The organism is Mesorhizobium sp. CNPSo 4684, from assembly GCF_057784315.1.
Window position 1 is genome coordinate 105,590 of the sequence record NZ_JBWLUX010000011.1, and the last position, 24,033, is coordinate 129,622.

Genomic DNA, 24,033 nt, shown 5'->3' on the forward strand with positions numbered 1-24,033 from the left:
TGTATTCTGCCTGTCTACATTAGGGCTTGTGCGATATGGACCGCTTGGGGGTCCGGGCAAGCCCCAACCTTATGGGGCGGGTCATGCGCGTGGGCTTTGTCGTCGGCGAATTCCCCCTCCTTTCGGAAACCTTCGTCGCAGACCAGATGGCTGGGCTGCTGGCGCGGGGCTTCGACGTGGAGGTCGTATGCGACAGGACGAAAGGTGACGACCGAATCGACCGGCAAAGCGAGCCGATGGCGACGCTGCTCGCCAGAACTCAACATTGGTGGCGATGGGCCGCGGGACTCAGCAAATTTGTACGGCGGCTCCCGCCGCGCCTGCGATACAAGGCTTCGACCGCTCTTGATGCTGTTTTTGCACGCCGCCTGAACCGCTGTGACGTGATTGTCGCTCACTTCGGACAGAACGGCGAGAGAGCAGCCGCGCTGAAGAAATGGAAGGTCCTCAAACCACCGGTCATAACCATCTTTCACGGCGCGGACGTGGCGATCCCGGCGCGGCAGGCAGTGCTCTCGACGCAATACGCTGGACTGATCAAGCATGGGACCCTGAACCTGCCCGTCAACGATTACTTCCGCACGATGTTGCTGGAGGCCGGCCTGCCCCAGTCGAGCACGACGGTTCATCATATGGGAATTGATTCCCTCGAAATCGGCTATCGCTGGGAATCGTGGGAAGGCACCCAATTGGTCGTGACGACGGTTTGCCGCCTGGTCGAAAAGAAAGGCGTCGAGTTCGCCTTGCGCGCCCTGGCCTCCCTGAAGGCCTCCCATCCTGAGATAGACTGGCGCTACGACATTATCGGCGACGGCCCACTGCGGATGGATCTGGAGAAGCTGGCGCTGGAACTGGGTTTGACCGGGCGCGTGACATTCCTCGGCAGTCTCCCTCACGCGGAGGTGAAACAACGGCTTCGCAAGGCGCATCTCTTCCTGCTGCCGAGTATCACCGCCAGTGACGGCGATATGGAAGGCATTCCGGTCGCGCTCATGGAAGCGATGGCCGCCGGGTTGATTGCGGTGAGCACGTATCATTCCGGAATCCCGGAGCTCATCGAGGATCGTGAGACAGGGTTGCTTGCACCCGAGCGAGACGTTTCGCTGCTTGCCGGCAAGCTTGCCTGGGCCGCGGAGCATCCGGCGGAATGCGAGCGTATCGCGCTTGCCGCACGCCGCAAGGTCGAGGAGGACTTCAACGCAGATGCTCTGAACGAACGTTTTGCGCAGATCGTTATCCAACTGGCCGCGCAAGGCTTTGCACCTGAACCTGCCAGGCATGTCGGCGTTGCCGAGGGCTTGGCGGATCCTTCGTCTGCCGGCTGACACCGCCCTTGAGCGATTGATCGGCAGAGACGCCAAATCGAGGGAATCTTGCTACGCTGCACCAAAAATGTTGCAGTGCAGCAAGACCTGTACTAACGTCTGCGCGGGTGGGCCAAACAGCGGTCGAATTTCATGCTGCATGTCTTGTGCCTCGCGCACGACGTTTTCCGCCCGGCTGTCGTCAGGGGCACACCAGCTCCCCGCACGGGCGCATCCTGCCGATGAAGATTTGCTTCGTAGTCGACAAGTTTCCCTCATTGTCCGAGACTTTCGTTCTCGACCAGATAGCCGGGTGCCTTGAGCGCGGCATGGAAGTCGGTGTGGTTTGCAACGAGACGTCCTTCGGCAAGGACCGCAATATCGACGATCCGCGCTGGCAGGCGCTGCCAGGAAAGGTCGTATGCTGGTGGGGCGGTCTGGGTCGCTATCGCCCGCTGCTCAGGAAGTGGTCCGGCAGGTTCTGGGACAAGCTCTCGACGGCCATCGACATTGCTCACGCGCGAAAATTGCAGGGCGCCGACGTCATTGTCGCCCACTTTGGCAACAACGGCATGCGCGTGGCGCGCGCCATCAAGCGCGGCAGGATTTCCGCTCCTCTGGTGACGATATTTCACGGCCGCGATGTCGGCGAGCCGCTGCATGACAATACGCTCGCGCGCTACAAAATCGTGTTCGAAAAGGGCGTTCTTCAACTGCCGGTCAACGGCTTTTTCCGCGATGCCTTGATTGAGGTCGGTGCATCGCCGGAGCAGGTTGTGGTTCACCATATGGGGGTGCGGCCAAATGAGATCGACTACCAGTGGCGCTCGTGGGAGCAGGCGACGCTCTCTTTCATCTCGGTCTGCCGCCTGACCGAAAAGAAGGGCATCGAATATGCGCTTCGCGCGCTTGCCGGCCTGCCGCGCCGCGACTGGGTCTATTCGGTGATCGGCGGCGGAGAACTTCTTGAGGAGTTGAAGGCGATCGCTACAAATCTCGGCATCGCCGACAGGGTGAGTTTTCTTGGGTCCCGGCCGCACAGCGAAGTCAAGCAGCGTCTGCGCGATGCGCATGTGTTCCTGCTGCCCAGCGTCGGCGCGCGCGATGGCGATCTGGAAGGCATTCCGGTTTCGCTGATGGAAGCGATGGCCGCCGGCCTGACGGTGGTCAGCACATATCATTCCGGGATTCCCGAACTGATAGATGATCACAAGACAGGCTTTCTCGTGCCTGAGCGGGACGTTGCGGCGCTGACCGGCAAACTTGCCTGGATCGCTGAGAACCCGAAGCCGTGTGAAGAGATCGCCCTCGCTGCGCGCAAGAAGATCGAGGCGGAGTTCAACTCCGATCTGCTGAACCAACATTTCGTGGAGATCGCCATGCAGCTTGGCGAAACGAGGTCGCTTGCATGAACGCCAATCCGCCCCCCCAGTTCGGTCGTGTCGCCCTGCGCGGCGGGCTGGTTACCATCGGCGCCCAGGGCTTCAAGATGGCGATCCAGTTTCTCTCCGTCATCGTGCTCGCCCGTCTGCTCGTTCCCGAGGATTTCGGTCTGGTGGCTTCCGTCGGGCCGATCGTGGCCTTTGTCGGACTGCTTCAGAATCTGGGCCTGCAGCAGGCTGTGGTTCAGCGCAAGGACATCAGCAACCAGCAGCTCAACCAGGTGTTCTGGATCAGCGCGCTGGTCGGGCTGGGCAGTGCCGTGGTGGTGGCCGGCCTGGCGCCTGCCGTCGCCGCGTTCTACGGCGATCAACGCATGTCCGGCATCACCCTTGGCTCCGCCCTGCCGCTGCTTCTCGGCAGTCTGGCCGCGGTTCCGCTGGCGTTGATGAATCGCCACCTGCAGTTCGGCCAGCTCGCACTGAACGACGTGATAAGCGCCGCCGCCGGACTTCTGACCGCCGCGATCGCGGCCTATGCGGGGCTCGGCTACTGGTCGCTGGTCATCGGCCCGGCGGTTTCGGCGGTTGTCGCCCTGGCTGCCGCCTGGCGGGTGGCGCGATGGACGCCGTTGCGGCCGGACCTGAAAGTCGACGCCGACATATTGTCGTTCGGCGCCAACCTGACCGGCTTCAACCTTGCCAACTTCTTCTCGCGCAATCTCGACAACATTCTCATCGGAAAATATTCCGGTGCGATCGAGCTCGGCTATTACGACCGCGCCTACAAGCTCCTGCTGTTCCCGCTGCAGAACATCAACCAGCCGCTGACGCGGGTTATGGTGCCGCTGCTCAGCCGCATCCACGACGACAAGGCCCGCTTTCGCGATATCTACGTGCGCACCAACTGGATGCTGGCGGCCGTTACCATGCCGGGCATCGCCGCGCTGACGCTGACCTCCGATCAGATCGTCGGACTTCTCTTCGGTGCGGGCTGGGCGCCGGTCGCGCCGATCTTTGCCTGGCTGGGCATCGCCAGCCTCGTCCAGTCCGTTTCAAGCACGACGGGGTGGATATTCATCTGTCAGGGCAAGACGAAGACGATGTTCCACTGGGGCATCTACTCGTCGCTGACGACCGTCGCTGCCTTCCTCGTCGGCCTGCATTGGGGCGCCGTCGGCGTTGCCGCGGCCTATGCCATCAGCGGGTACGTGCTGCGCGTTCCCGTGCTCGCGGTACTGGTCCATCGCGTCGGTCCGGTGACCGCCACCGACTTCGTGCTCATGCAGGGGCTTTTCATCGCCTCGTCCCTGCTTGCCTGGTTCTTGTACCTGTGGTTGCCGGCGTCTCTAACCGGCCAGTCAGACCTGCTCGCGGTCTTTCTGGCGCTTGCCCTCAACTACGGCATCGGTCTCGTTTTCATGCTTGCCGTCCCGCAGTCGCGACGCGCTTTGTTCACCACCCTGTCCAACGCCGCGCGCAACATCCGCTGAGCGACTACCGATCAGCGACGCCAGCAGGTTTGTGGCCGACATTGCCGAAGCGTGTTCCTCAAGCACGGCCTGAAGGCTTGTCTTGCGATAGCGGTCGAGATTTCCCGCAAACCGGCCGAGCTTTTCGCGCGCCTCTGCGGGCGTCACGGTGTCGATGTCGAGCAGCACATCGTCGACACCTATGCGCTTGGCCACTTCCTTGGTCTTGAACTCATAGGCGATCGGCAGCACCGGCGTGCCGACGCAAAGCGACATGATCATCATGTGCATGCGCGTCGCGACGACGAAGTCGAAGCCCTTCACCAGCGCCATCAACTGGTCCGGCGTGTGGAACGCTGCGTCGACGGTCACATGCCTGGCGATCTCAGGATCGAGCTCGGCGACGATCGCCCGCGCGGTCTTGGAATCGTCATGGGCATATTCCGGCACGCCCTGACACGTGGAGACAAAGGTCACCTCCTTGCCAAGGTCCCTGACAAGAATTGTGGCGATCTCGCTGATCGAATCGAGATAGCGGCGCATGCCGCCTTCACCGTCGCTGACGTAGTTCCAGTGGCGTACGGAAATGGCGACGCGGCCAGTGGGCGCCGGCGGCTGGCTGGAAGCGAGTGACTTGCCGATCCTATCGGTATCGGCCAGGGCGAATACGGCATCGGCCACCACGTGGCACTTGCCGAGATCCTTCACCAGATCCTGGATATGGGTCCGCGACCGTTCATCGCGCAGCAGGATGAGCGGGCTGCGGTCAAAGATCGGGCCAAGCTCCTGGCGGTTGTAACTTTTGTTGAACGGGCCGAGGGATTGCGTGAAGAAGACCGGATCCTTGCCAAATAGGGCATCAAGCCGGAACTGATTGAGGCGTCGTTCGAGATTGTAGTTCTCGACGAGATAGGTTCCCCCTGTCGTGACCACCATGTCCGCGTCGGCGTAAATGTTGAGACCGCGCCGGTCGCCCTGGCTGAAAAAAGTGCCAAGCGCGCTGCTGGTGCCAAACCAACGCAGGGCCTGGAGAACGAGCCGATTGTAGATCGGCTTGAACCGGTCCTTCAGCCCGCTGCCATTCTTGTATCGGAACAGGGATTCCGACAGCAGCTTGTGAAATTCCAGGTCCGGATAATCCTTCTTCGGATAGAGCCTTTCTGCAACCTCGGGCTGGCTGTCGAACACGGCGAACCGCAAATTGCCCGGCACGATCGTCTTGAGAATGTGGCGGATCGCCAGCAGAATCGCCGCATCCCCGGTATTCAGGCAGACTGTGTTTTCGACGACGATCTTCATGGAATTACCTCATTGCGTCAGCAAATCCCGCGGCCAGGCCAGCGGTGCTCAAGACGGGCGTAGTGACCGAAAATGCTGCACGCCAGGACAATCCCGATGCGGTCCGCGTCACGATTTAGGGCGTTGCACCGGGCTGATGGCCAACGCACGGCTCGAGCGGCACTCAAGCAAGTCCGAGATTAGCGGATCAATTTTGCACTGCAACAAAAAAACGTGCACTCATTGCTACGCCGCACCGAAAATGTTGCGATGCAGCATTAATTCGCACCGGCACGACCAACCATCTGCTCGATATTCGACATAAGCAGCTTTCGCTGCCGGTTTCTTGCCCTCACGGGGCGATATCGCTTCGCCTGTAACCGTGAAGTGTCATGACCAATCTGTCCGAAGCAGCCATTGGCTCCCATTTGCCGGCCCAGCGTGTGTCCATGACAGCGCCTGCCGCAACCCAAAGGTCGAAGTATGGCTTCATGGGATGGTTCGGAAAGGCGCCGCTGTTGGTGTCGGCCGGCGTAACCACAGCAGCTTCCTTCCCGTCGATGAAGAAGGCAACGCGTTTCCCGGCCTCATACTCTATGCCAAGGCGGTATCGCTTGCCCGACAGATCCCCAAGCAGGATCCATTTTACCCAAACGCTCTTGTGCTGGTTGTCGACGTCCGCCCAGACGGTGAGCTGCAACCCTTTCGTGCCGACGATCTCAAAATCGATTTCCTCATGGGCTTTGTCGTTGAATGTCCAAAGCGGCGCTGCGATCAACCCAGGCTTCATCGTCGGGAGCGTTACGTCCACTTCCCACCTTGCCGATGAAAAATCGGATTTGCCACCGGATATCACCTCCGCGGACGCTTTCTCGCTGACGCTAAGCTGGAGTGCGCCGTCGACGATTTTGACGTTCGCGGCCTTCCAGTCATAGCCTCCGAGCTTGGGCTCGCTCCATTGCGACGGCACGAAGGGATTGGTGTATTTCCAGAGCTGGAGCTTGACCGCCGACCAGTCGGGAAGCTTGTCGAGGGCAGCGTCCCCAGCTCCTGCCACAACGCTCTCCGCCAGCGCCTGTCCAGCAACCGACTGCACTGCCGTGGAGGCAGCCAGAAACACCAGGAGTTTTCTGCGTGTGCAATTCATGCGTGGCCTCCGTTGGCGCCTTTAACCTTTCGGCGGCGACTTCAAGCCGGCCGTTTGATGCGGCTTTTCGACGTGTAACAGCTTACGTGCCACCTTGATGATTGAGCCTTGCACCAAGGATATGGCAATTTTTCGCCGCACTGCATCAAAAATGTTGCAAAGCAGCAAATTCGCTCTCCCTTGCCACACCGTCCGGGAATAAGCCGCCCCCTTCCGATCGGTGGGCCAATGCGCAACAGCAAAGCAACCGCGGTCGCTACTTTCGGAACGGTGCCCAGGTGCTCAAGCCGCGGAGGCGGTCGGGATGCGGTGGGGTTGCTCCGGTGCATTTTCATTAGGCACAAACGGCGGTGATACGGACGGCAAGGATTCAGCCGGCAAGGATTGCGGAGAGGAAACGTCAAGAGCCGGATCGAGTTGCGCCGGATCCGTCGCGCGCTCCAGCGCAACACGATCGTAAAGCGCATCGAGAAATGCGCCTGCGGGTTCGGCCGCAAACATGGTTTCCGCCGTCCTGCGGGCTTGGCGCCGTAGCGGCGCCATCAGTCCGGGGTGGCCGATATAGGTCTTCAACCGGTCAATGGCCAAGCAGGCAAGGCGCTCGACTTCATCGCGGAAATATTGGGCAAAATTCGCGTCGCCGCGGAAGTCGTATCCCGGGTTCCACCAATCACCGACCTCGTTCAGCTTCACGGGCAATGAAATCCCGTTGACGCCGTCCTCGAGGAATTCCGGCAGAGCGCAGACCCCCGTCCCAAGAACCGGAGTGTGCTCGGACATCGATTCCAGTGCAGAGTACCCGAACGTATCGCCGAACGTGGCGAGGATGCCGAAATGCGAATTGCGCAGCAATTTTCGCACCGCCTGGTTTGGCAGCACCCCGTGATGTTGGACATTCTTCAGTCCGAGCAGTTTGAGATAGGGGTCGAAGAACCCTGGAGCTGTCGGGTCTGTCCATATCGGACCGCCGACCTGGAGACTGGAAACGATGTTCACCCGGATTGGCAAATTCTGCTCCAACGCCTTTTCCGCGATTTTGACCGCAACACATCCGCCCTTGCGGCCGAAATGAGCACCGACGAATGTCAGCACCAGTTCCGCTGCAGTGTCTTGGGACATCGCATCCTCAACCGCGGGCACGACGATATTCGGGTGACGAACCATCAGCTTTGCGGTCAGGAGGTCCAGCTGCGGATTTCCGGCATGCTGGGCCAGAAAACATCTGCGGGCAAAATGCGATAAGGCGATAATGCGGCGGCAGCCGGGGGTCGTGATCCGCGAGACCAGATATCGCGCCATAAGCCCGCGTTTGCGAAGCGCGAACTGCCGCGGCAAATGGGATTCGAATGACATGATGTACTTCGAGGAATTGACAGGTATCCGGTTGAACGCATGCACCATGTCAACGGACAGAGCAGGTTCGATCAGCGTCACACCTTCCAGCTTCGACGAGACCAGGTTGAACGGCAGAAATCGCTGTCGCAGGATCGTATGTCGGGACGCTCGCGGCGTAACGAAACTGGTCGGATACTTGTCGTCATAGACGGCAATACGAAGAGACTTGCCCATGCAGCACCCACCCGTATTTAAACAGTTGGCATCAGGGGTCTTCGCAAGCTATTCCAAAAGTGCAGCTGAGCTGCCGTGCATTCATCATCCCGCACTGCAGCAGAATGCCGCGCGGATCCCCTGGCCAATTCAAAACCCCAACTTCCCTAGGGTGAATTCAACATCATTTTTTGTTGCGGTGCAACACAATATTAGCAATTGGTTTACCACGATCACCGGCATCGGAGTTTTGATGGTCGGCGTGATCGGGTCGCGATTTTGCCGCGCACAGGGCAAAATTGCCCGAAACTGCCGGCTCCGCATGTCGTACCACTTTCTGCGGCTCACCTGTGTTGCCACTTTTTGCGCGCTACCGACTTCCGGCGATATATTTGTGCGGCGCGGTAGAGGTCGCTAATTTTGCTACGGTGCACCAAAAATGTTGCGATGCAGCAAAAGCTGCGTTAGCATTCCTTTGGGTGGGCCAACAGCGGTCGAGTTTTCATGCTGCATGTCTTGTACCTTGTGCACGACGTTTCCGACCCGGCCGTGCGCCGGCGGATCATAATGCTCAGGGCAGGCGGCGCGCGGGTCACATTGGCCGGCTTCCGTCGGACCACAAATGCTGTTCTCGACGTCGAGGGGCTGCAGCCGATCGACCTTGGCGCGACGCGTGACGGCCGATTCGGCCAGCGCATGGCAGCGGTCGCCAAGGCGGCGCTGTCGATAGGCTCGAAGCTTGGGGCGATGTCGAAGCCCGATCTCATCATCGCGCGCAATCTGGAAATGCTGGCGCTGGCCAGACGTGCCAAGGCAGCCTTTCGCGGCGGCGTGCCGATTGTCTACGAATGCCTCGACATCCACCGCCTGGTGCTGCGCAACGACATGCTGGGCCGGGCGCTGCGCACTGCGGAACGCTATCTCGCCCGCGACGTAAAGCTTCTGGTGACCAGCTCGCCGGCCTTCATCGCCAATTATTTCAAGCCGTTCGGGCAAGTCGCGGCGCCGGTGGAGCTGGTTGAAAACAAATACTTCGAAACCGCGCCGATCTCGACGGACGACCGCTTGAAGGCGGAAAACCCTGTCGCGCCACCTTGGCGCATCGGCTGGTTCGGTGCGCTTCGCTGCCGCCGCTCGCTGGAGCTGCTGGCCGATTTCACGCGCCGCCAGGGCGGGCGCTTCGAGGTCGTCCTGCGGGGCCGTCCGGCACTCTCTGAATTCCCGGATTTCCACGCTTTTGTCGAAGCCGAGCCCTATCTCTCTTTCCGTGGCCCCTACCGTAACCCGGAAGACATGGCGGCGATTTACGGCGAAGTGCATTTCTCCTGGGCCATCGACTTCTTCGAGGAAGGGCAGAATTCGGAATGGCTGCTGCCCAATCGCCTCTATGAGGGCTGCCGCTTCGGCGCGGTGCCGATCTCGATGGGCAACACCGAGACCGGGCGGTTCCTGAACCAGCAGGACATTGGCATCCTGCTGTCCGACGCCACGCCGCAGACGCTGGAAACTGCGCTCGGCCGCATGGACCAGGAGCGTTTCGGCAAGGCCAAGGCGCGCGTGCTGGCCCGCAATCCGAGGACATGGAGCTACGACCACAGCGACTGCCGCGCCTTTGTCGACCGGCTGCGCGGCCTGGCGGTTTCACCCGGCTCCTTCGTCACCGAGGCACTGGCTTAGGGATGGCTGGCGATGGGAAAAGAGCAGAGCATGGGAAGACACCGATGACGCAAACTGGAGTGCTTCCGCCAAGCCTGATCGTTATCCCGTGCCTGAACGAGGCGGCGCATATCGGGGCGCTGCTCGAGCAACTGAGGCCAGCCTCGCTAAGGCTCGGCGCTCGCATCGTCGTTGCCGACGGCGGCAGCACCGACGGCACTTTGGCCATTGTCGAGGCGGTTGCGGCGAAGGACTCCCAGGTCATCCTCCTGCACAACCCAAAGCGCATCCAGAGCGCCGCGATCAACCTCGCCGTCGCCAGCTACGGCGCCAGCGCCGAATATCTGATCCGCATCGACGCCCATGGCGGCTATCCCGCCGATTATTGCGACCGGCTGGTCGAGGAGGCGCTGGCCACATCTGCCGATTCGGTCGTCGTCTCGATGCTGACCAGCGGCAGCGGCGTGGTGCAGAAAGCGGTCGCGGCGGCGCAGAATTCCAAATTGGGCACTGGCGGCTCCAAGCACAGGCACCTCTCGGCCGGCGAATGGGTCGATCACGGCCATCACGCGCTGATCCGGATTTCAGCCTTCACCGCGGTCGGTGGCTATGACGAGACCTTCAGCCACAATGAGGATGCCGAGCTCGACTACCGGCTGCGCCAGGCCGGTTACCGCATCTGGATGAGCGGCAAGACGCAGATGGTCTACTATCCGCGTTCCTCGCTGAAGGGCCTGTATTTCCAATATCTCGGCTATGGCCGCGGCCGCGCCAAGAATGTGCTCAAGCATCGCATGATCCCAAAGGTACGGCAGATGATCCCGCTTCTGGTGGCGCCTGTCGTTCTTCTCGCGGCATTTTCCTTCATCCACTGGCTGGCGGCGGTGCCGCTGCTGGTCTGGGGCTCGGTGTGTCTCGGCTATGGCGTGTGGACCGCGATTGCCCAGCGCAACCCCAACAATGTGCTGACCGGCATTTCGGCGATGGTCATGCATTTCGGCTGGTCGGTCGGGTTTTGGCTGCAACTGCTCGGGGCGGGATCGCAGCGCAAGGTGGCGTCATGAGCATGGCCTCGAGGGATCGCCGCATCGATATTTGCGTCTGCACGTTTCGCCGGCCGGAACTGGCCGACACGCTGCGCTCGCTCGCTGCCATGAACATGCCTGCCGGCTTCGGCATCGGCGTCATCGTTGCAGACAATGACGACGAGCCGACTGCCGAGTCGCTGGTGACCGAGCTGGCGCGGGAATTGAAGCTGCTGGTCCGCTACCGGCACGCCCCGGCACGCAACATCTCGGTCGCCCGCAACGCCTGTCTTGACACCAGCACGGCGGATTTTGTCGCCTTCATCGACGATGATGAGACCGCCTCCGCGCAATGGCTTGCCGAGCTGGTCGCCACCGCCGAGACGAGCGGCGCCGAGGCCGTGCTCGGTCCGGTGCGGGCGCTCTACCGCGCGGACGCGCCGGACTGGATGCGCAAGGGCGATTTCCATTCGACCTTGCCGGTCTGGGTGCAGGGCGAAATCCGCACCGGCTACACCTGCAACGTGCTGCTCAGAATGGGCGCCGACAGCCTGCGCGACCGGCGTTTTAGCCTGGCGCGCGGCCAAAGCGGCGGCGAGGACACTGAATTCTTCGATCGCATGGTCAGGGACGGTGGCCGCATCGCCTTCGCGCCGGAAGCATGGGTCGAGGAAGTAGTGCCTTCCGCCCGTGCCGCGTTCGACTGGCTGCGCCGCCGCCGCTTCCGCTTCGGCCAGACACATGGCCACCTCATCGGCCAAAATGCCGGTGCTGCCAGACGCGTAAAGGACGTCGGACTTGCCTCGGCCAAGGCAGCCTACTGTTTCGGCATGGCGGCTCTCACCGCGATCAGCCCGGTTCGCCGCAACCGCAGCGTGCTGCGCGGCATCATGCATGTCGGCGTCGTCAGCGGCCTGGTCGGTATCAGCGAGATCCGCCAATACGGCCTGCCATCCCCGCAGCAAGGAGGCAAGCGTGCAGCCTGACGTCTCCTTTGTCATCGCCGCCTACAATGCCGCGGCCACGCTTGACCGGGCGATCGTCAGCGCCATGGCCCAGCGCGATGTGAGCGTCGAAATCATCGTCGTCGACGACCAGTCGCGCGACAACACGCTCGACGTCGCAAGAGCCTACCCGCAGGACACCGTCCGCGTCGTCGCATTGCCCGCAAACCGCGGACCGGGCGGCGCCAGGAATGCCGGGCTCGAGCTGGCTTCCGGCCGCTGGGTCGCGGTGCTCGATTCAGACGATGCCGTCCTTCCCGGGCGGCTTTCCGCCATGATCGCGCGGGCGGAAAAGGCAGGCGCTGTGATCGCCGTCGACAACCTCCAGGTGGTGCGCGAGGACGGCGTTGCCGAAGCGACGATGTTCCCCGCCGAATATCTGGAAGGCCTGCGTGAAATCACGCTCGCCGACTACATCGCCGGCAACATCGTTTTCGAATCCACGTTCAATCTTGGCTATCTCAAGCCGATCTTCCAGCGCCGCTTCCTGACCGAAAACAGGCTCCGCTATGATGAAAATCTGAGCATCGGCGAGGATTACATCCTGCTCGCCAACGCGCTTGCCAAGGGCGGCAAATGCGTGGTCGAGCCGACGACCGGCTATATCTACCACATCCGCACAGGCTCGATCTCGCGTGTGCTCGAACTTCACCATGTCGAGGCGATGCGCAAGGCCGATGCGGTCTTCGCCGAGACCAATTCCATGGACGCGGCTGCCGCGGCCGCCTTCGCCAGGCGCGCCCGCAGCCTGCGCAAGGCGGCATCGTTCCTGTCGCTGGTCCAGCACATCAAGGCGCGCTCGCCGTTGAAGGCGATACGCACCGCGCTAAGTGATCCGGCAGCTGTCAGGCATATGTCGATGCCGATCGCCGTCCGGCTGCGGAGGGTGGCGGCACAGTTTGCCGTGGGGGCGGGGAGATGAAGCATGCGGGCCAGAGCATGATCCCGAAAAGTGGGAACCGGTTTTCTCGGACAAAACGGTTCCCGTTTTGCCCAGAGATCATGCTCCGACAATGAATCGGCCGGCGATAGGTAGAAATCTTTTCTCTCAGAAGGAATACCAGATGCAGAAAGTCAGGAAGGCAGTCATCCCGGTGGCGGGGCTCGGAACACGGTTCCTGCCGGCGACCAAATCGATGCCCAAAGAAATGCTGCCCGTGGTCGACCGGCCCGTCGTCCAATATGCCGTGGACGAAGCTTTCGAAGCCGGGATCGAGCACATTGTGTTCGTCACCGGCCGCAACAAGGCTGTCATCGAGGACTATTTCGACCTGCATCCTGAGCTGATCGGAACGCTTGAGCAGACCGGCAAGAAGACCCAGCTGGAGGCGCTCGAAAGCATGCTGCCGGTGGCCGGCGCGACCAGCTTCATCCGCCAGCAGTCGCCGCAGGGCCTCGGCCATGCGGTGTGGTGCGCGCGCGAAGTCATCGGCGACGAGCCGTTTGCGCTCCTGCTTCCCGACATGGTGTCGTTCGGCAGCCGCGGCTGCCTGGCCGAAACCGTCGATCTCTATCAGCAGACCGGCGGCAACGTCATCGCCGTTGAACGCTGCGACCCGTCTGAGACCAGCAAATACGGCATTGTCGGCCGGGGCGCTGAAGCCGGCGGCGGCTTCGAGGTGACGGCGATGGTGGAAAAGCCGGCGCCGGCCAACGCGCCGTCGAATTACTACATCAACGGCCGCTACATCCTGCAGCCCGAGATATTCTCACTGCTCGGCAACCAGCAGCGCGGCGCCGGCAACGAAATCCAGCTTACCGACGCCATGGTCCGCCTGTCGAAAAGCCAGTCTTTCTACGCCCAGCCCTTCAACGGCCGCATGTTCGACTGCGGCTCCAAGGAAGGCTTCATAGAGGCCACCATCGCCTTCGCGCTGGCGCGCGACGACATGAAGGGGCCGGTGCTGGAAATGCTGCAGGCGTTCGTGCGGTCGCATGAGCGTCAGGAAGTGGCCGCATAATGCCCATCTTTCGAGGGCATATGCGTTTGGACGATGGCGCAGCCCATGCTTGCGCGCCTGGCCCTTCAGACCCGGCGTCGGATGGCACGAAGCTTGCGTTGCATATCTCGCCCCCGATCTCCGCAGCTTCGGGCGAGAAGCCCGTCTCGCTCCGGCGCCTGTAACCTAGAATTGGACCGAAGATGAATTATGCCAGCTTTCCTCTCGACAAGAGGATGCCATTGCCCAACACCGATCAGGAAAAGGGTGAAGATTTCATCGACGTCGAGCGCCTGCTTGGCATGGCGGCGCGGCAGGTCAAGGTGGTGGCGGTCTGCGCCATCATCGGCCTGTTCATGGGCGTGCTTTATCTGCAGACCACGCCCAAGCAATACATGTCGGTCGCCAGCGTGCTGATCGACGAAGGCCTGAACAAGGTGGTCGACGACATCTCGGCTACATCCGTCACCATGCAGACCGACGCCGCCCTTCTCAGCCAGATCGAAATCATCAACTCGGCGCGGCTGGCCTCAGTGGTGGTCGACAAGCTGAAGCTTGACCAGAACGCAGAGTTCATGAACCCGCCGCAATCGGCCCTGGCCAAGGGCATCGGCTTCGTGCGCGGCGTGGTCGGCTATTTCCGCTCAAGTTCCGCCGACCAGATTCCCGGCATGGAAAATGTCGATGAAGCGACGCGCCAGGCGATGATGCAGACGGCGCGCCATGACTATGCCGTGCTGAAGCTGCAGAGCGAGGTGCTGGCACAGCGCACCGGCCGCAGCTATGTGATTGCCATCGGTTACCAATCGACAAATCCGGCGCTGGCCACCGCCATCACCAAGGCCTATGCCGACGCCTATCTCGCCGACCAGCTCAACGCCAGCTTCGACGCCACCGAGCGCGCGGCGGTCTGGCTGCAGGGCCGGCTGACCGAACTTCGGCAAAACTCGCAGGCAGCGGCGCTCGCGGTCGAGAAGTTCAGGTCCGAGCACGGCCTGGCCGCCAACAGTGACGGCCAGCTGATCAGCGACAAGCAGATCGCCGACCTCACCGCCCAGCTGATCGTCGCGCAGGCCGATACGGCGCGCGCCGGCGCCCGCTACCAGCAATACAAGGCTATCGTCGAAAGCGGTTCCGACAACGCCTTCAACGATTCCGCCATATCGAGCGACCAGCCGGCGAGCTCGGTCATTGCAACGCTCAAGACCCGGTATCTCACGGTCGCCAAGCGGCTGCAGGACGTGACGGCCAATTTCGGCGCCGAGCATCCGCAAGCCGTGGCGCTGGCCAAGGAGAAGGCCGATCTGTCGACACAGATTTTCGGCGAGTTGAAGCAGCTGACCGAAAGCTATCGCAACGAATATGAAGTGGCTCTGTCGCGCGAGACGGCGTTGAGGCAGAAGATCGCCGACGCCGCCGGCAAGAGCTCCGTCGACAACCAGAGCCAAGTCAAGCTGCGCGAACTCGACCAGCAGGCGCAGGCGCTGACCACGCTCTACCAGACTTTCCTCGGCCGCTATGAGGAAGCCTCGCAGCAGCAGTCCTTCCCGGTCGGCAAGGTCCGCATCATCTCGGATGCGTCAGCACCGCTTTCCGCCTCGAGCCCGCGCACCTCCAGGGTGCTGGCGCTCGCGCTGGTGCTTGGCGTGCTGCTCGGCGCCGGCTTTGGCGGCCTGAACGAGTTCAACGAGCGGTTCTTCAGGACCGGCGAGGACGTTCGCGATCGCGTCGGCCTCAAATTCCTGGGTTATCTGCCGACGATCGGCGGCAGGCTGAGCAAGGATGCCGATGACGGTGCGGCGGATGCCAAAGGCACCAACACCTTGTCGGCGGCCGAGAAACGCGCGCGCATGCGGGTGAGCGTTGATGCGCCGGCCTCGATGTTTTCCGAAACGCTGCGCAACGCCAAGATCGCCTTCGACGTCGTCATGGAAGGGCAAGGCAGCCGGGTCATCGGCGTGATCTCGATCCTGCCTGGCGAGGGCAAGTCGACGGTCGCCGCCAATCTGGCCGGATTGCTTGCCGCCAACGGCTCGAAAACCCTTTTGATCGACGCCGATCTGCGCAATCCGGGCCTCAGCCGCAACCTCGGCATGGAGGCCGAGCAAGGGCTGATGGAAGCCGTGGTCAACGGCCAGACGTGGCAGTCGGTCGGCAAGGTCGACCGCCAGACCAAACTGGCGATCATCCCGGCCGTGCTGCGCGGCCAGTTCTCGCACACCAGCGAGCTGCTTTCGTCCGCCGGCATGCGGCGCTTCATCGACAACGCCAAGGAGACGTTCGAGTACATCGTCGTCGACCTCCCGCCGCTCGGCCCCGTGGTCGACGCCAAGGCCTTCGCGCCGCTGGTCGACGGTTTCGTGCTGGTCGCCGAATGGGGCCGCACACCGCGCGCCATGGTACGCTCGCTGCTGGAACAGGAGCCCTATGTTGCCAACAAGATCGTCGGCGCCGTGCTCAACAAGGTCGACCTGAAGAAGCTGGCGAAATACGGCTCGCTCGGCGGCTCGGAGAAGTTCTTCGATCGCTATTCGACCTATTATCTCGAAAAGTCGGATCTGCGCGCCAAGACGGCGGCGTGAAGTCGTTGTAGCAGCTCAGCGTCAAACGCTGGGCTGCTTTGATCTCTTGCTCGCGGAATAGGGCAAGACGCCGGCGCCGGCGGTATGGCGCTGCTGGCCGGCGGGTCGGGGTAATATTGCGACCCAGTCGAACATTTCGAACGGACCGGTCACATCGAGCATATCGACATGATCGTAAACCGGAATGCCGCTTCTCATCCTCGCGCTCCTGGCAAGCCGCATTCAACTGTCAGGAAAAGATCAGCTTGCCGAATTTGCCGGCGATCCTGACGGCGGTCAGCCGGCCGGTGTGAAAGGCGCCGGTGTCGATGTCGAGCCTTCGTCCGTCGAGCCGGGGGATGTCGACCGGCGTGTGCCCGTGCACAACAAAGCGGTCGAGCAGATAGGCGGCATCGAAGAACTCGTCGCGGATGTTGAGCAGATCCTGCTCGTCTTGCGCGACAAGGTCGATGCCCGGCCTGATGCCGGCATGGACGAACACGAATTTCTCCGAACAGAGCAACACCGGCAGGCTACGCAGGAAGTCGATATGATCGACGGGGATGACCTCCCTTATGCGCCTGTCGACCTCGTCGCTGGATGCGTAGAGGCTGCTGAGTCGCTCCGGGTCGACGCCGTAGGAAAACAGCGTCTCGCGGCCGCCGATCGCCAGCCAGCTGTCCCGCGACAGATAGCCGTCGAGATAGTTCAGCATCGCCACTTCATGGTTTCCCGCCAGACAGACGCGCAAAAACCCTTTCGGCGGCGGCGCCAGCAGATGATCTAGCACGCGCGCCGATTGCGGCCCGCGATCGATATAGTCGCCAAGCATGACGATGATCTTGCGCCCGCGAAATTGCAGCCCGTCGAGCGCGATCTTCTCCTCCAGCGACAGCAATTCCTTGTAGCAGCCATGCACGTCGCCGATCGCGTAGACGACGGTATCCTCCATATCCATTTCCAGGCGCTCGCGCGGCGCCGGTCGAGGGGGTCTGGATCGCTGAAACAAGGCCACTGGGCTCGATGCCTGCCAAAAATCGGGTTTCGTTTCCACTGGCGCGCCTTTGTGACGCGCCAGAAATCCGTGGATACATGGCAGGCGTTGGAAATTCCATAACGGCGGCTGCTTTCGCCACGAGCCTCAAGGCCTGGCGATCAGACCGCCTTGTGGTCGAGCAGCAGCCGGATCCGTGACTCAGCCGATCGCCACCACGCCTCTGTGCCGGCTCGGCCCCCGCAGCGCGAGTGGTCAGATTCCGATGCCGCGCGCCTTGAGCGCCGCGGTGATCTCGTCGAGGATGACGGGATCGTCGATGGTCGCCGGCATCGTCCATTCTTCCTTGTCGGCGATCTTCTGCATGGTGCCGCGCAGGATCTTGCCGGAGCGCGTCTTGGGCAGCCGCTTGATCGTCACCACCGTCTTGAAGGCGGCGACCGGACCGATCCGCTCGCGCACCAGCCCCACCACCTCGCTTTCGATGGCAGCGGCATCGCGGGCGACGCCGGCATTGAGCACGACGAAGCCGAGCGGCACTTGGCCTTTCATGGCGTCGGCGATGCCGATGACAGCGCATTCGGCGACATCGGGATGCGCCGAAAGCACCTCTTCCATGGCGCCGGTCGACAGCCGGTGGCCGGCGACATTGATGATGTCGTCGGTGCGCGCCATAACATAAAGATAGCCGTCCTCGTCGATCATGCCGGCGTCGGCGGTCTTGTAGTAGCCGGGGAACTCCTCAAGATAGGCCTGCCGGAAGCGGGCGTCGGCGTTCCACAGCGTCGGCAGGCAGCCGGCCGGCAGCGGCAGTTTCACCACCACATTCCCGAGCGTCCCGCGCGGCACTTCATGGCCGGCATCGTCGAGCACCCGGATGTCGTAGCCCGGCATCGGCACGCCGGGCGAGCCGTATTTCACCGGCAGCAGGCCGAGGCCCGCCGGATTGATGGTCATTGGCGATCCCGTCTCGGTCTGCCACCAATGGTCGACCACCGGCACATTGAGTTTCTGTTCCGCCCATTTGATGGTTTCGGGGTCGGCGCGCTCGCCGGCGAGGAACAGCGTGCGGAACTTCGACAAATCGTATTTCGCAACGAACTCGCCCTTGGGGTCCTGCCCCTTGATGGCGCGGAAGGCGGTCGGCGCGGTAAACAGCGCGACGACCCCATGCTCGGCAATTACTCGCCAATAAGTGCCGGCATCGGGCGTGCCGATCGGCTTGCCCTCGAACAGCACGCTTGTCGCGCCATGCAGCAGCGGCCCGTAGACGATGTAGGAGTGGCCGACCACCCAGCCGACATCGGATGCCGCCCAGAACACCTCGCCCGGTTTGACGCCGAACTCGTTTTCCATCGTCCATTTCAGCGCGACCATGTGGCCGCCATTGTCGCGCACGATGCCCTTTGGCTGGCCGGTCGTACCGGAAGTGTAAATGATGTAGAGCGGGTCGGTGGCGAGCACCGGAACGCAGTCGACATTGGCGCCTGCCGCGCGCTCGCGCGCAACCGCGTCGGCAAAATCGATGTCGTAATGCTCCTTCAGATCGCAGCGCAGCTGGTCGCGCTGCAGGATCAGGCAGGCGTCCGGCTTGTGACGCGACATCTCGATCGCCTTGTCGAGCAGCGGCTTGTAGGCAACGACGCGTCCGGGCTCCAGGCCGCAGGACGCCGAAATGATCAGCTTCGGCTTGGCATCGTCGATGCGGGTGGCAAGCTCGTGCGAGGCAAAGCCGCCGAACACCACCGAATGCACCGCTCCGATGCGGGCGCAGGCGAGCATGGCGATCGCCGCCTCGGCCACCATCGGCATGTAGATGATGACGCGGTCGCCCTTGACGATGCCGCGGTTCTTCAGCACCGACGTCAGCGCCACCACTTCGCGCTTCAGCTCGGCATAGGTGAATTTCTTGACCGTGCCGGTGATGGCGCTGTCATGGATCAGCGCGATCTGGTCGGCACGGCCGCCGGCGACATGGCGGTCGATGGCGTTGTAGCAGGTGTTGCAGGTGGCGCCGTTGAACCAGCGCCCGTAAACGCCCGCACTGGCATCGAACACGCTGGTCCACGGCGAATACCAGTCGATCGCCTCGGCGGCATCGGCCCAGAATTTTTCGGGGTCGCGTTTCCAGCCGTCATAGACCTCGTGGTAGCGTGACGCCATCCATTCCTCCCCAGGCAAGTTTGCCGTCTTGCAATAGCCTATGCCGGCTTTCCCGGCCATGCCCCCCAAGTTTGCTGTATAACCGATCTCGCCATGGTCACAAATTGCAGGCACCATAAATCGAGTTGAAATCGGGGCAGGGCGCAATGACGTCGCGATACGGGTTTGGATCTGCCAGCCTGGCAGTGCTGTTGTTGATGACTGTTTCCGCCGCCCAGGCCGGCGATGCCGCGGCCCGGCGCATCATCGGCTTCTCGCCCGACGGCAATTATTTTGCCTTCGAACAATATGGCACGCTCGACGCCGGAGCGTCCGATTCAGGTTACTCGGAGATCGAGATCATCGACACTCGCACCGACGAATTCGTCGGTGGCAAGCCGATTCTTATCGTCGATCTATCGGAACAGGCGACGATGACGTTGGAGCAGGCACGGGCGCAGGCGGCAGAGCAGGCCGCACCCATCCTTGCCCAATATGCCATTGCCGCACGCGGTGAGCGCACGGCGTCCGACAAGTTCTCCTTCCCGGACGATATCGTCGAGTACAACGACATCTTCCGCCTCGAACAAGCGGCGCAGAAGTGGCTGTCGCCGCTCTATGACGAAACGGAGATCTCGACCATCCAGCTCGATGAGATCCTGGCCGACAGCAAGACGGATTGCTCGGCAAGCTTCGACGATGCAAAGCCGGACGATCAGCAGGGCGACAAGGCACTTCAAGGCGACAAGGCACTTCAAGGTGACAAGGCACTTCAAGGTGACAAGGCACTTCAAGGTGACAAGACGGGCAAGGCGCTCGGCTTCCGCCTGTCGCTGCAGGGGCAGGACGGCAAGCCGTTGAAGGTGCTGCACGAGGACAGGGCTGTGCCAGGCTCGCGCAACTGCCCGACCTCATACAGCCTGTCGGAATCCTACAAATACGCGCCGCCCGGCAAACCGGCCGTGCTGGCTGTGCTGGTGCAGCGTTTCAGCCAGGGTTTCGAGGGACGCGACCGCCGCTTCATCGCCGTGACGGGGTACGCACGATGAGCCGCGGCCTGCCTTGCGGCAGGCAGCAACGGCTTATGCGCCCCCGTGAGGCTCGTGTCGGATATCAGCTCTTAAAGCGGCAAGGCCGCCAGCATGAGGCCGACGCCACCTGCAATCAATATAGCGGCTGCCAGTGCCTTCCGATGGCGTTCGAACGTCGTCGGAGCCCGCTCCCAATTGTAACGCATACTCGTAAGTCTCCCAAAACCCGGCGACTCCATAGCTTACTTAAGGTAAGAAAAGCAACACCTTGACCCTGTCCGACAGCCGGCTTGACGGTTTGCGCACTGGGGCGGAGTCCTGCTCTCAGCCCTGCGACGGCGTGGAACTTAACACAACCCAGGATTGGATGTCTCCACCGTGTTTTGGTAGCGTGTGTCGTAGAGGTGTTGCCGTTGCCGGATTGCCACAGATCGTTTCGACCGGCCTGTTCTCCGTCCCGTCCGCGTAATGGACATCGCCGCATCGCCGCGCTATCTCCTCTTCAGGAAATGGTCTGGAGGGGCTCCATGGCCCAAATCGCTTCTGAAATGGTCCTGCGGCTGGCCGACGACGCCTCGGTCCAGCATGTCGGCGATGGCGCCGTCGTGCTGCTCGCACGCAGCGGCCAGCTTTACACCTGCAACGGAACCACCGAAGCCTTTCTCGACAAGGTCGACGGTGCCCGCAGCCTCGACCAGATCGTTGTCCTGTTGTCCGACGAGTTCGAGGTCGACAAGGATACGCTCGGCCAGGACATGGCGGCGCTGGCCGCCGAACTGGTGGGCGAAGGCATTCTCGCCGATCCGGCTCTCTGATGGCGGACGGCGTTCTCCTGCGCACCCTGTTTCGCGTCCATCTGTGGACAAGCGCGCGACTGATGCCGATCCTGATCGGCCGCCGCAGCTTCGAATCGGTGTTGAAATGGGCGCCGCTCAGCGCGCCTACCCCCTATCGCGGCCTGTCGTCCGCCTACATCGTGGCTGCCGTCAACCGTACCGTCCGGCACCCCTGGTTGATGCGCGATCGAAGATGCCTCAGGGAAGGCCTGCTGGCTCACCGATTTCTGCGCTTTGCCGGCTTCGATCCGGATCTGCGCTTCGGCGTCGATCCAAAGTCGATGCAGGCGCCGCGCATGTCCGCCCATTGCTGGGTTTGCCTCGACGGCCGGCCGGTGGTCAGCGACAGCCTCCCCGGCATGGTGGAGATCTATCGCCATCACGCCGATGCCGGAAAGGCGCACGCTGCTTGACCGGTTCGGCGGCCACTTTCTGCTATGACCTCAAGGGCCAGGTCATCAGCATATCGGCCTCGCGGGCCGATCTCTGGCCGAGTTTCGACCTCATGCTCGGCACGTTGCGTGTGGCCGAACCCGTCGAGCCCGCTTTCCGCGTCAACATCGTCGAGACGTCGGCGCTGCAGGAATCACCTGCCGGCAACCTCGCTTTCGACGGCGAGGTGCCGGAGGAAGGCCATTGCCGGATGATCGACGGCGGCGGCATCATTCACCTGATCTTTCCCGGCCTGCAGACCGCCTCGATCAACGCCGATGAGGGCTGGGCCGAAATCCGTGTTCATCCCGACGCCAAGGTCAAATGGACGTTGCTGATGATGGTGCTGGATGCCGCCCTCGATGCCGGCGGCCAGCATATGCTCCATACCGCCGGCCTGACATTGCCCGGCCACGAGGCGCTGGTGCTGGTCTATGCGCCGAGCGGCACCGGCAAGTCGACGACCTCGCTGGCGCTGGCATCGCAAGGCTTCGGCCTGTGCTCGGACGACGTCATGATCCTCAAGCTTGCGTCCGACGGCGGTATCACGGCCTGGGGCTTGCCGCGCAAGGTGAAGGTCCACCGCAACACGGCGGCGATGCTGCCCTTCGTGGCTCCCTGCCTTGGCGACAAATGGGATACCAATGGCGAGCAGGCCGTCTCGCTGGAACGTCTCGCCGAGATCATCCGCATCGAGGAGACAGTCGACCGGCCGGTCGTAGCATTGCTTCATCTCGCCCGCTCGGCGGACGGGCAAACCCGGCTGGTGCCGATGGCCAGGACCGACGCCATGGTGGCGCTCGCCGCCGACAATGTCAGGACCGGCATGACCGGCCTTTTGCCGGCGCAGAAGCGTCGCATGGCAACGATCGCGATGCTGGTCAAAGCCGTTCCGACATTTACGCTGGAAGTCGGCGCGAACCCGGCCGAGGCGTCCCCGCTGATCCGCTCGGCGCTGGCGGCGCGGGACTAGAGCGTTTCACCGTTTCACGGAAACGGCGAACCTCTCTATCTCTTTGTTTTTACGCAATTCCGGACGGAAAACCGCACACACTTTTCCTGGAATTGCTCTAGCACCATTCAGGCGACATGCGGCTTTGGCCTGGCAAGCCGCTGGACCCAGCGGAAGGCGTCGCGGCGCAGACGCGAATGCATCTTGTCCCTGGAATTGACGCCGAGCAGTGTATCGCCCGTGATGAGCCATTTGGCCAGACGTATCGGGAGATCGGGCTCAATGCGGTCGGCCAGTTCGACCGCGCGCGGTGCATTAAACAGCCGCCCCGTCACATTGAGAACCGTCGCCAGTTCGAGCTCGATGCCGCTCATGCGCGCCGCCTCGAACAGCCGGTCCTCGTCCGCATGCGAGCGCAGCGCGCGCACACCCTGCAACACGTCCACGCAAAGCTGCAGCCGGTGGAACTTGTGCCCGCCCGCGGCATGCACGATGGCGATGGTCAGCAGCGCGGCCGGCGTGTCGGCCTCGCCGCTGTCGATGATCTGCAATTCGCGAAAGCCTAGTGACAGCCGTCGCCGCATGCCGGAATCATGCACCAGATTACCGTGCAGTTCGATCAGCAGGCTGGTATTCTCCTTCTCCAGCCATTTGAACTCCTGCAAATCCTGCGACTGCGCCTCGCCGCTCCAGAGCTCGAAGCCGCATCCGGCAATCACGGCGTTGGCCTCGACGATGCTGGCCGGCTCGACCAGAATGTCGATGTCGGTGAAAGGCCGGTCGGCGGCGTGGCGGTAAAGTTTGCGCGCGAAGACCGGCCCTTTGACGATGCGGGCCGGAACGCCTTTCGCCGCCAATGCCTTCATGATGCGATCGCCATGATACTGCAACAGCATCGACTGGCCGGTCGCCAGCATCGACTGGTCGCGCAGTTCCGACAATTTTTGCTGCAAGGCGGCGTCTGCCGGCAGTCGCGCGTCGCCGATTTCCCGGAGCTTGCGCAGCATGATCGGCAGCACGCCGTGGAACTCGGCATTGGCGAGCAGTGCCAGCAAGGTTTTGGCAGCAACGTCACTGCCGACAGCAGCCGACGCCTCCGGATCGGCGAAGGTCAGCAGCAGTTTTTCATCGGCAGGCGCAAGAGATGGCAGCATTAACCCGGATGACGTTAGCCCACTGGAGCAATCCCAGGAAAAGTGTGAAGAGGCTTTCCGTCCGGAATTGCGTCAAAACAAGAAGCCAGAGCAGTTCGCTGTTTCGGTGAACTGCTCTGGGAGGGCGTATGTTGCAGAAAAGCATGCATGAAGCCAGCGCATGGTGGCAGAACCGGCT

The 24,033-nt window shown here is 62.2% G+C and carries 20 protein-coding genes and 1 pseudogene; 14 read left to right on the plus strand and 7 right to left on the minus strand.

Annotated features, from left to right (window positions below; genetic code table 11):
* Nucleotides 1-83 precede the first annotated feature (83 nt).
* From AC04SG_RS12220 to AC04SG_RS12230, 3 genes are all read left to right on the plus strand, one after another.
* Entirely contained in the window at nucleotides 84-1,325 is a 1,242-nt protein-coding gene (locus tag AC04SG_RS12220) for a glycosyltransferase (RefSeq protein ID WP_488551228.1), read from the plus strand.
* Between the two features lie 221 nt (nucleotides 1,326-1,546).
* A complete protein-coding gene (locus tag AC04SG_RS12225) occupies nucleotides 1,547-2,716 on the plus strand; it encodes a glycosyltransferase (protein ID WP_203277735.1) in 1,170 nt (389 codons plus the stop codon).
* Nucleotides 2,713-4,176 (plus strand): lipopolysaccharide biosynthesis protein, encoded by a 1,464-nt coding sequence (locus AC04SG_RS12230; RefSeq protein ID WP_488551229.1) that lies wholly within the window; start codon nucleotides 2,713-2,715, stop codon nucleotides 4,174-4,176. Before AC04SG_RS12225 ends, AC04SG_RS12230 begins: the two co-directional genes overlap by 4 nt.
* 225 nt (nucleotides 4,177-4,401) lie before the next feature.
* On the opposite strand, the pseudogene AC04SG_RS12235 reads toward AC04SG_RS12230, so the two are convergent.
* From AC04SG_RS12235 to AC04SG_RS12245, 3 genes and pseudogenes are all read right to left on the minus strand, one after another.
* Nucleotides 4,402-5,454: pseudogene (locus AC04SG_RS12235) on the minus strand (polysaccharide pyruvyl transferase family protein); the annotation flags it as partial.
* Between the two features lie 331 nt (nucleotides 5,455-5,785).
* Nucleotides 5,786-6,580, minus strand: a complete 795-nt coding sequence (locus AC04SG_RS12240; RefSeq protein ID WP_488551230.1) for a family 16 glycosylhydrolase — start codon at nucleotides 6,578-6,580, stop codon at nucleotides 5,786-5,788.
* Nucleotides 6,581-6,862: 282 nt separating this feature from the next.
* The gene (locus AC04SG_RS12245) at nucleotides 6,863-8,149 is read right to left on the minus strand and encodes a glycosyltransferase family 4 protein (protein WP_488551231.1); all 1,287 of its coding nucleotides are present in this window, start codon (nucleotides 8,147-8,149) and stop codon (nucleotides 6,863-6,865) included.
* Here AC04SG_RS12245 and AC04SG_RS12250 point away from each other — a divergent pair.
* The 7 genes from AC04SG_RS12250 (at nucleotide 8,148) to AC04SG_RS12280 (ending at nucleotide 16,335) form a co-directional block, all read left to right on the plus strand.
* Nucleotides 8,148-8,546, plus strand: coding sequence for a hypothetical protein (locus AC04SG_RS12250; RefSeq protein WP_488551232.1), 399 nt, complete (start codon nucleotides 8,148-8,150; stop codon nucleotides 8,544-8,546). The genes AC04SG_RS12245 and AC04SG_RS12250 overlap by 2 nt on opposite strands.
* An 86-nt stretch (nucleotides 8,547-8,632) precedes the next feature.
* On the plus strand, nucleotides 8,633-9,805 hold the full coding sequence (locus AC04SG_RS12255) for a glycosyltransferase (RefSeq protein WP_488551233.1): 1,173 nt from the start codon (nucleotides 8,633-8,635) through the stop codon (nucleotides 9,803-9,805).
* A gap of 44 nt (nucleotides 9,806-9,849) precedes the next feature.
* Nucleotides 9,850-10,848 carry a glycosyltransferase family 2 protein gene (locus tag AC04SG_RS12260; protein WP_488551234.1) on the plus strand — a complete coding sequence of 333 codons (999 nt, stop codon included), beginning with the start codon at nucleotides 9,850-9,852 and terminating at the stop codon, nucleotides 10,846-10,848.
* The gene (locus tag AC04SG_RS12265; protein WP_477350236.1) at nucleotides 10,845-11,795 is read left to right on the plus strand and encodes a glycosyltransferase family 2 protein; all 951 of its coding nucleotides are present in this window, start codon (nucleotides 10,845-10,847) and stop codon (nucleotides 11,793-11,795) included. Before AC04SG_RS12260 ends, AC04SG_RS12265 begins: the two co-directional genes overlap by 4 nt.
* Complete coding sequence (locus AC04SG_RS12270) at nucleotides 11,785-12,735, plus strand: glycosyltransferase family 2 protein (protein WP_488551235.1); 951 nt, start codon at nucleotides 11,785-11,787, stop codon at nucleotides 12,733-12,735. Before AC04SG_RS12265 ends, AC04SG_RS12270 begins: the two co-directional genes overlap by 11 nt.
* Nucleotides 12,736-12,877: 142 nt before the next feature.
* A complete protein-coding gene (gene galU / locus AC04SG_RS12275; protein WP_192249535.1) occupies nucleotides 12,878-13,774 on the plus strand; it encodes a UTP--glucose-1-phosphate uridylyltransferase GalU in 897 nt (298 codons plus the stop codon).
* A gap of 182 nt (nucleotides 13,775-13,956) precedes the next feature.
* Nucleotides 13,957-16,335: a polysaccharide biosynthesis tyrosine autokinase gene (locus AC04SG_RS12280; protein ID WP_488551236.1), complete on the plus strand. Its 2,379-nt coding sequence runs from the start codon at nucleotides 13,957-13,959 to the stop codon at nucleotides 16,333-16,335.
* Between the two features lie 21 nt (nucleotides 16,336-16,356).
* Here the strand turns inward: AC04SG_RS12280 and AC04SG_RS12285 are convergent, their stop codons facing one another.
* The 3 genes from AC04SG_RS12285 to AC04SG_RS12295 all read right to left on the minus strand — a co-directional run bounded on the left by AC04SG_RS12285 (nucleotide 16,357) and on the right by AC04SG_RS12295 (nucleotide 19,471).
* Nucleotides 16,357-16,533: a hypothetical protein gene (locus tag AC04SG_RS12285; RefSeq protein ID WP_488551237.1), complete on the minus strand. Its 177-nt coding sequence runs from the start codon at nucleotides 16,531-16,533 to the stop codon at nucleotides 16,357-16,359.
* Nucleotides 16,534-16,564: 31 nt separating this feature from the next.
* Nucleotides 16,565-17,272, minus strand: coding sequence for a metallophosphoesterase family protein (locus AC04SG_RS12290; RefSeq protein WP_488551238.1), 708 nt, complete (start codon nucleotides 17,270-17,272; stop codon nucleotides 16,565-16,567).
* Nucleotides 17,273-17,563: 291 nt separating this feature from the next.
* Complete coding sequence (locus tag AC04SG_RS12295) at nucleotides 17,564-19,471, minus strand: propionyl-CoA synthetase (RefSeq protein WP_488551239.1); 1,908 nt, start codon at nucleotides 19,469-19,471, stop codon at nucleotides 17,564-17,566.
* 197 nt (nucleotides 19,472-19,668) lie between these two features.
* Between AC04SG_RS12295 and AC04SG_RS12300 the strand changes: the two genes are divergently transcribed.
* From AC04SG_RS12300 to AC04SG_RS12315, 4 genes are all read left to right on the plus strand, one after another.
* Nucleotides 19,669-20,499 carry a DUF2259 domain-containing protein gene (locus AC04SG_RS12300; RefSeq protein ID WP_488551240.1) on the plus strand — a complete coding sequence of 277 codons (831 nt, stop codon included), beginning with the start codon at nucleotides 19,669-19,671 and terminating at the stop codon, nucleotides 20,497-20,499.
* 509 nt (nucleotides 20,500-21,008) lie between these two features.
* Nucleotides 21,009-21,296 carry a PqqD family protein gene (locus tag AC04SG_RS12305; protein WP_488551241.1) on the plus strand — a complete coding sequence of 96 codons (288 nt, stop codon included), beginning with the start codon at nucleotides 21,009-21,011 and terminating at the stop codon, nucleotides 21,294-21,296.
* Entirely contained in the window at nucleotides 21,296-21,730 is a 435-nt protein-coding gene (locus AC04SG_RS12310) for a lasso peptide biosynthesis B2 protein (protein WP_488551242.1), read from the plus strand. Before AC04SG_RS12305 ends, AC04SG_RS12310 begins: the two co-directional genes overlap by 1 nt.
* Nucleotides 21,727-22,722, plus strand: coding sequence for a serine kinase (locus AC04SG_RS12315; RefSeq protein WP_488551243.1), 996 nt, complete (start codon nucleotides 21,727-21,729; stop codon nucleotides 22,720-22,722). Before AC04SG_RS12310 ends, AC04SG_RS12315 begins: the two co-directional genes overlap by 4 nt.
* A 107-nt stretch (nucleotides 22,723-22,829) precedes the next feature.
* Here the strand turns inward: AC04SG_RS12315 and AC04SG_RS12320 are convergent, their stop codons facing one another.
* Entirely contained in the window at nucleotides 22,830-23,855 is a 1,026-nt protein-coding gene (locus tag AC04SG_RS12320; protein WP_488551244.1) for a nucleotidyltransferase family protein, read from the minus strand.
* Between the last annotated feature and the right edge of the window lie 178 nt (nucleotides 23,856-24,033).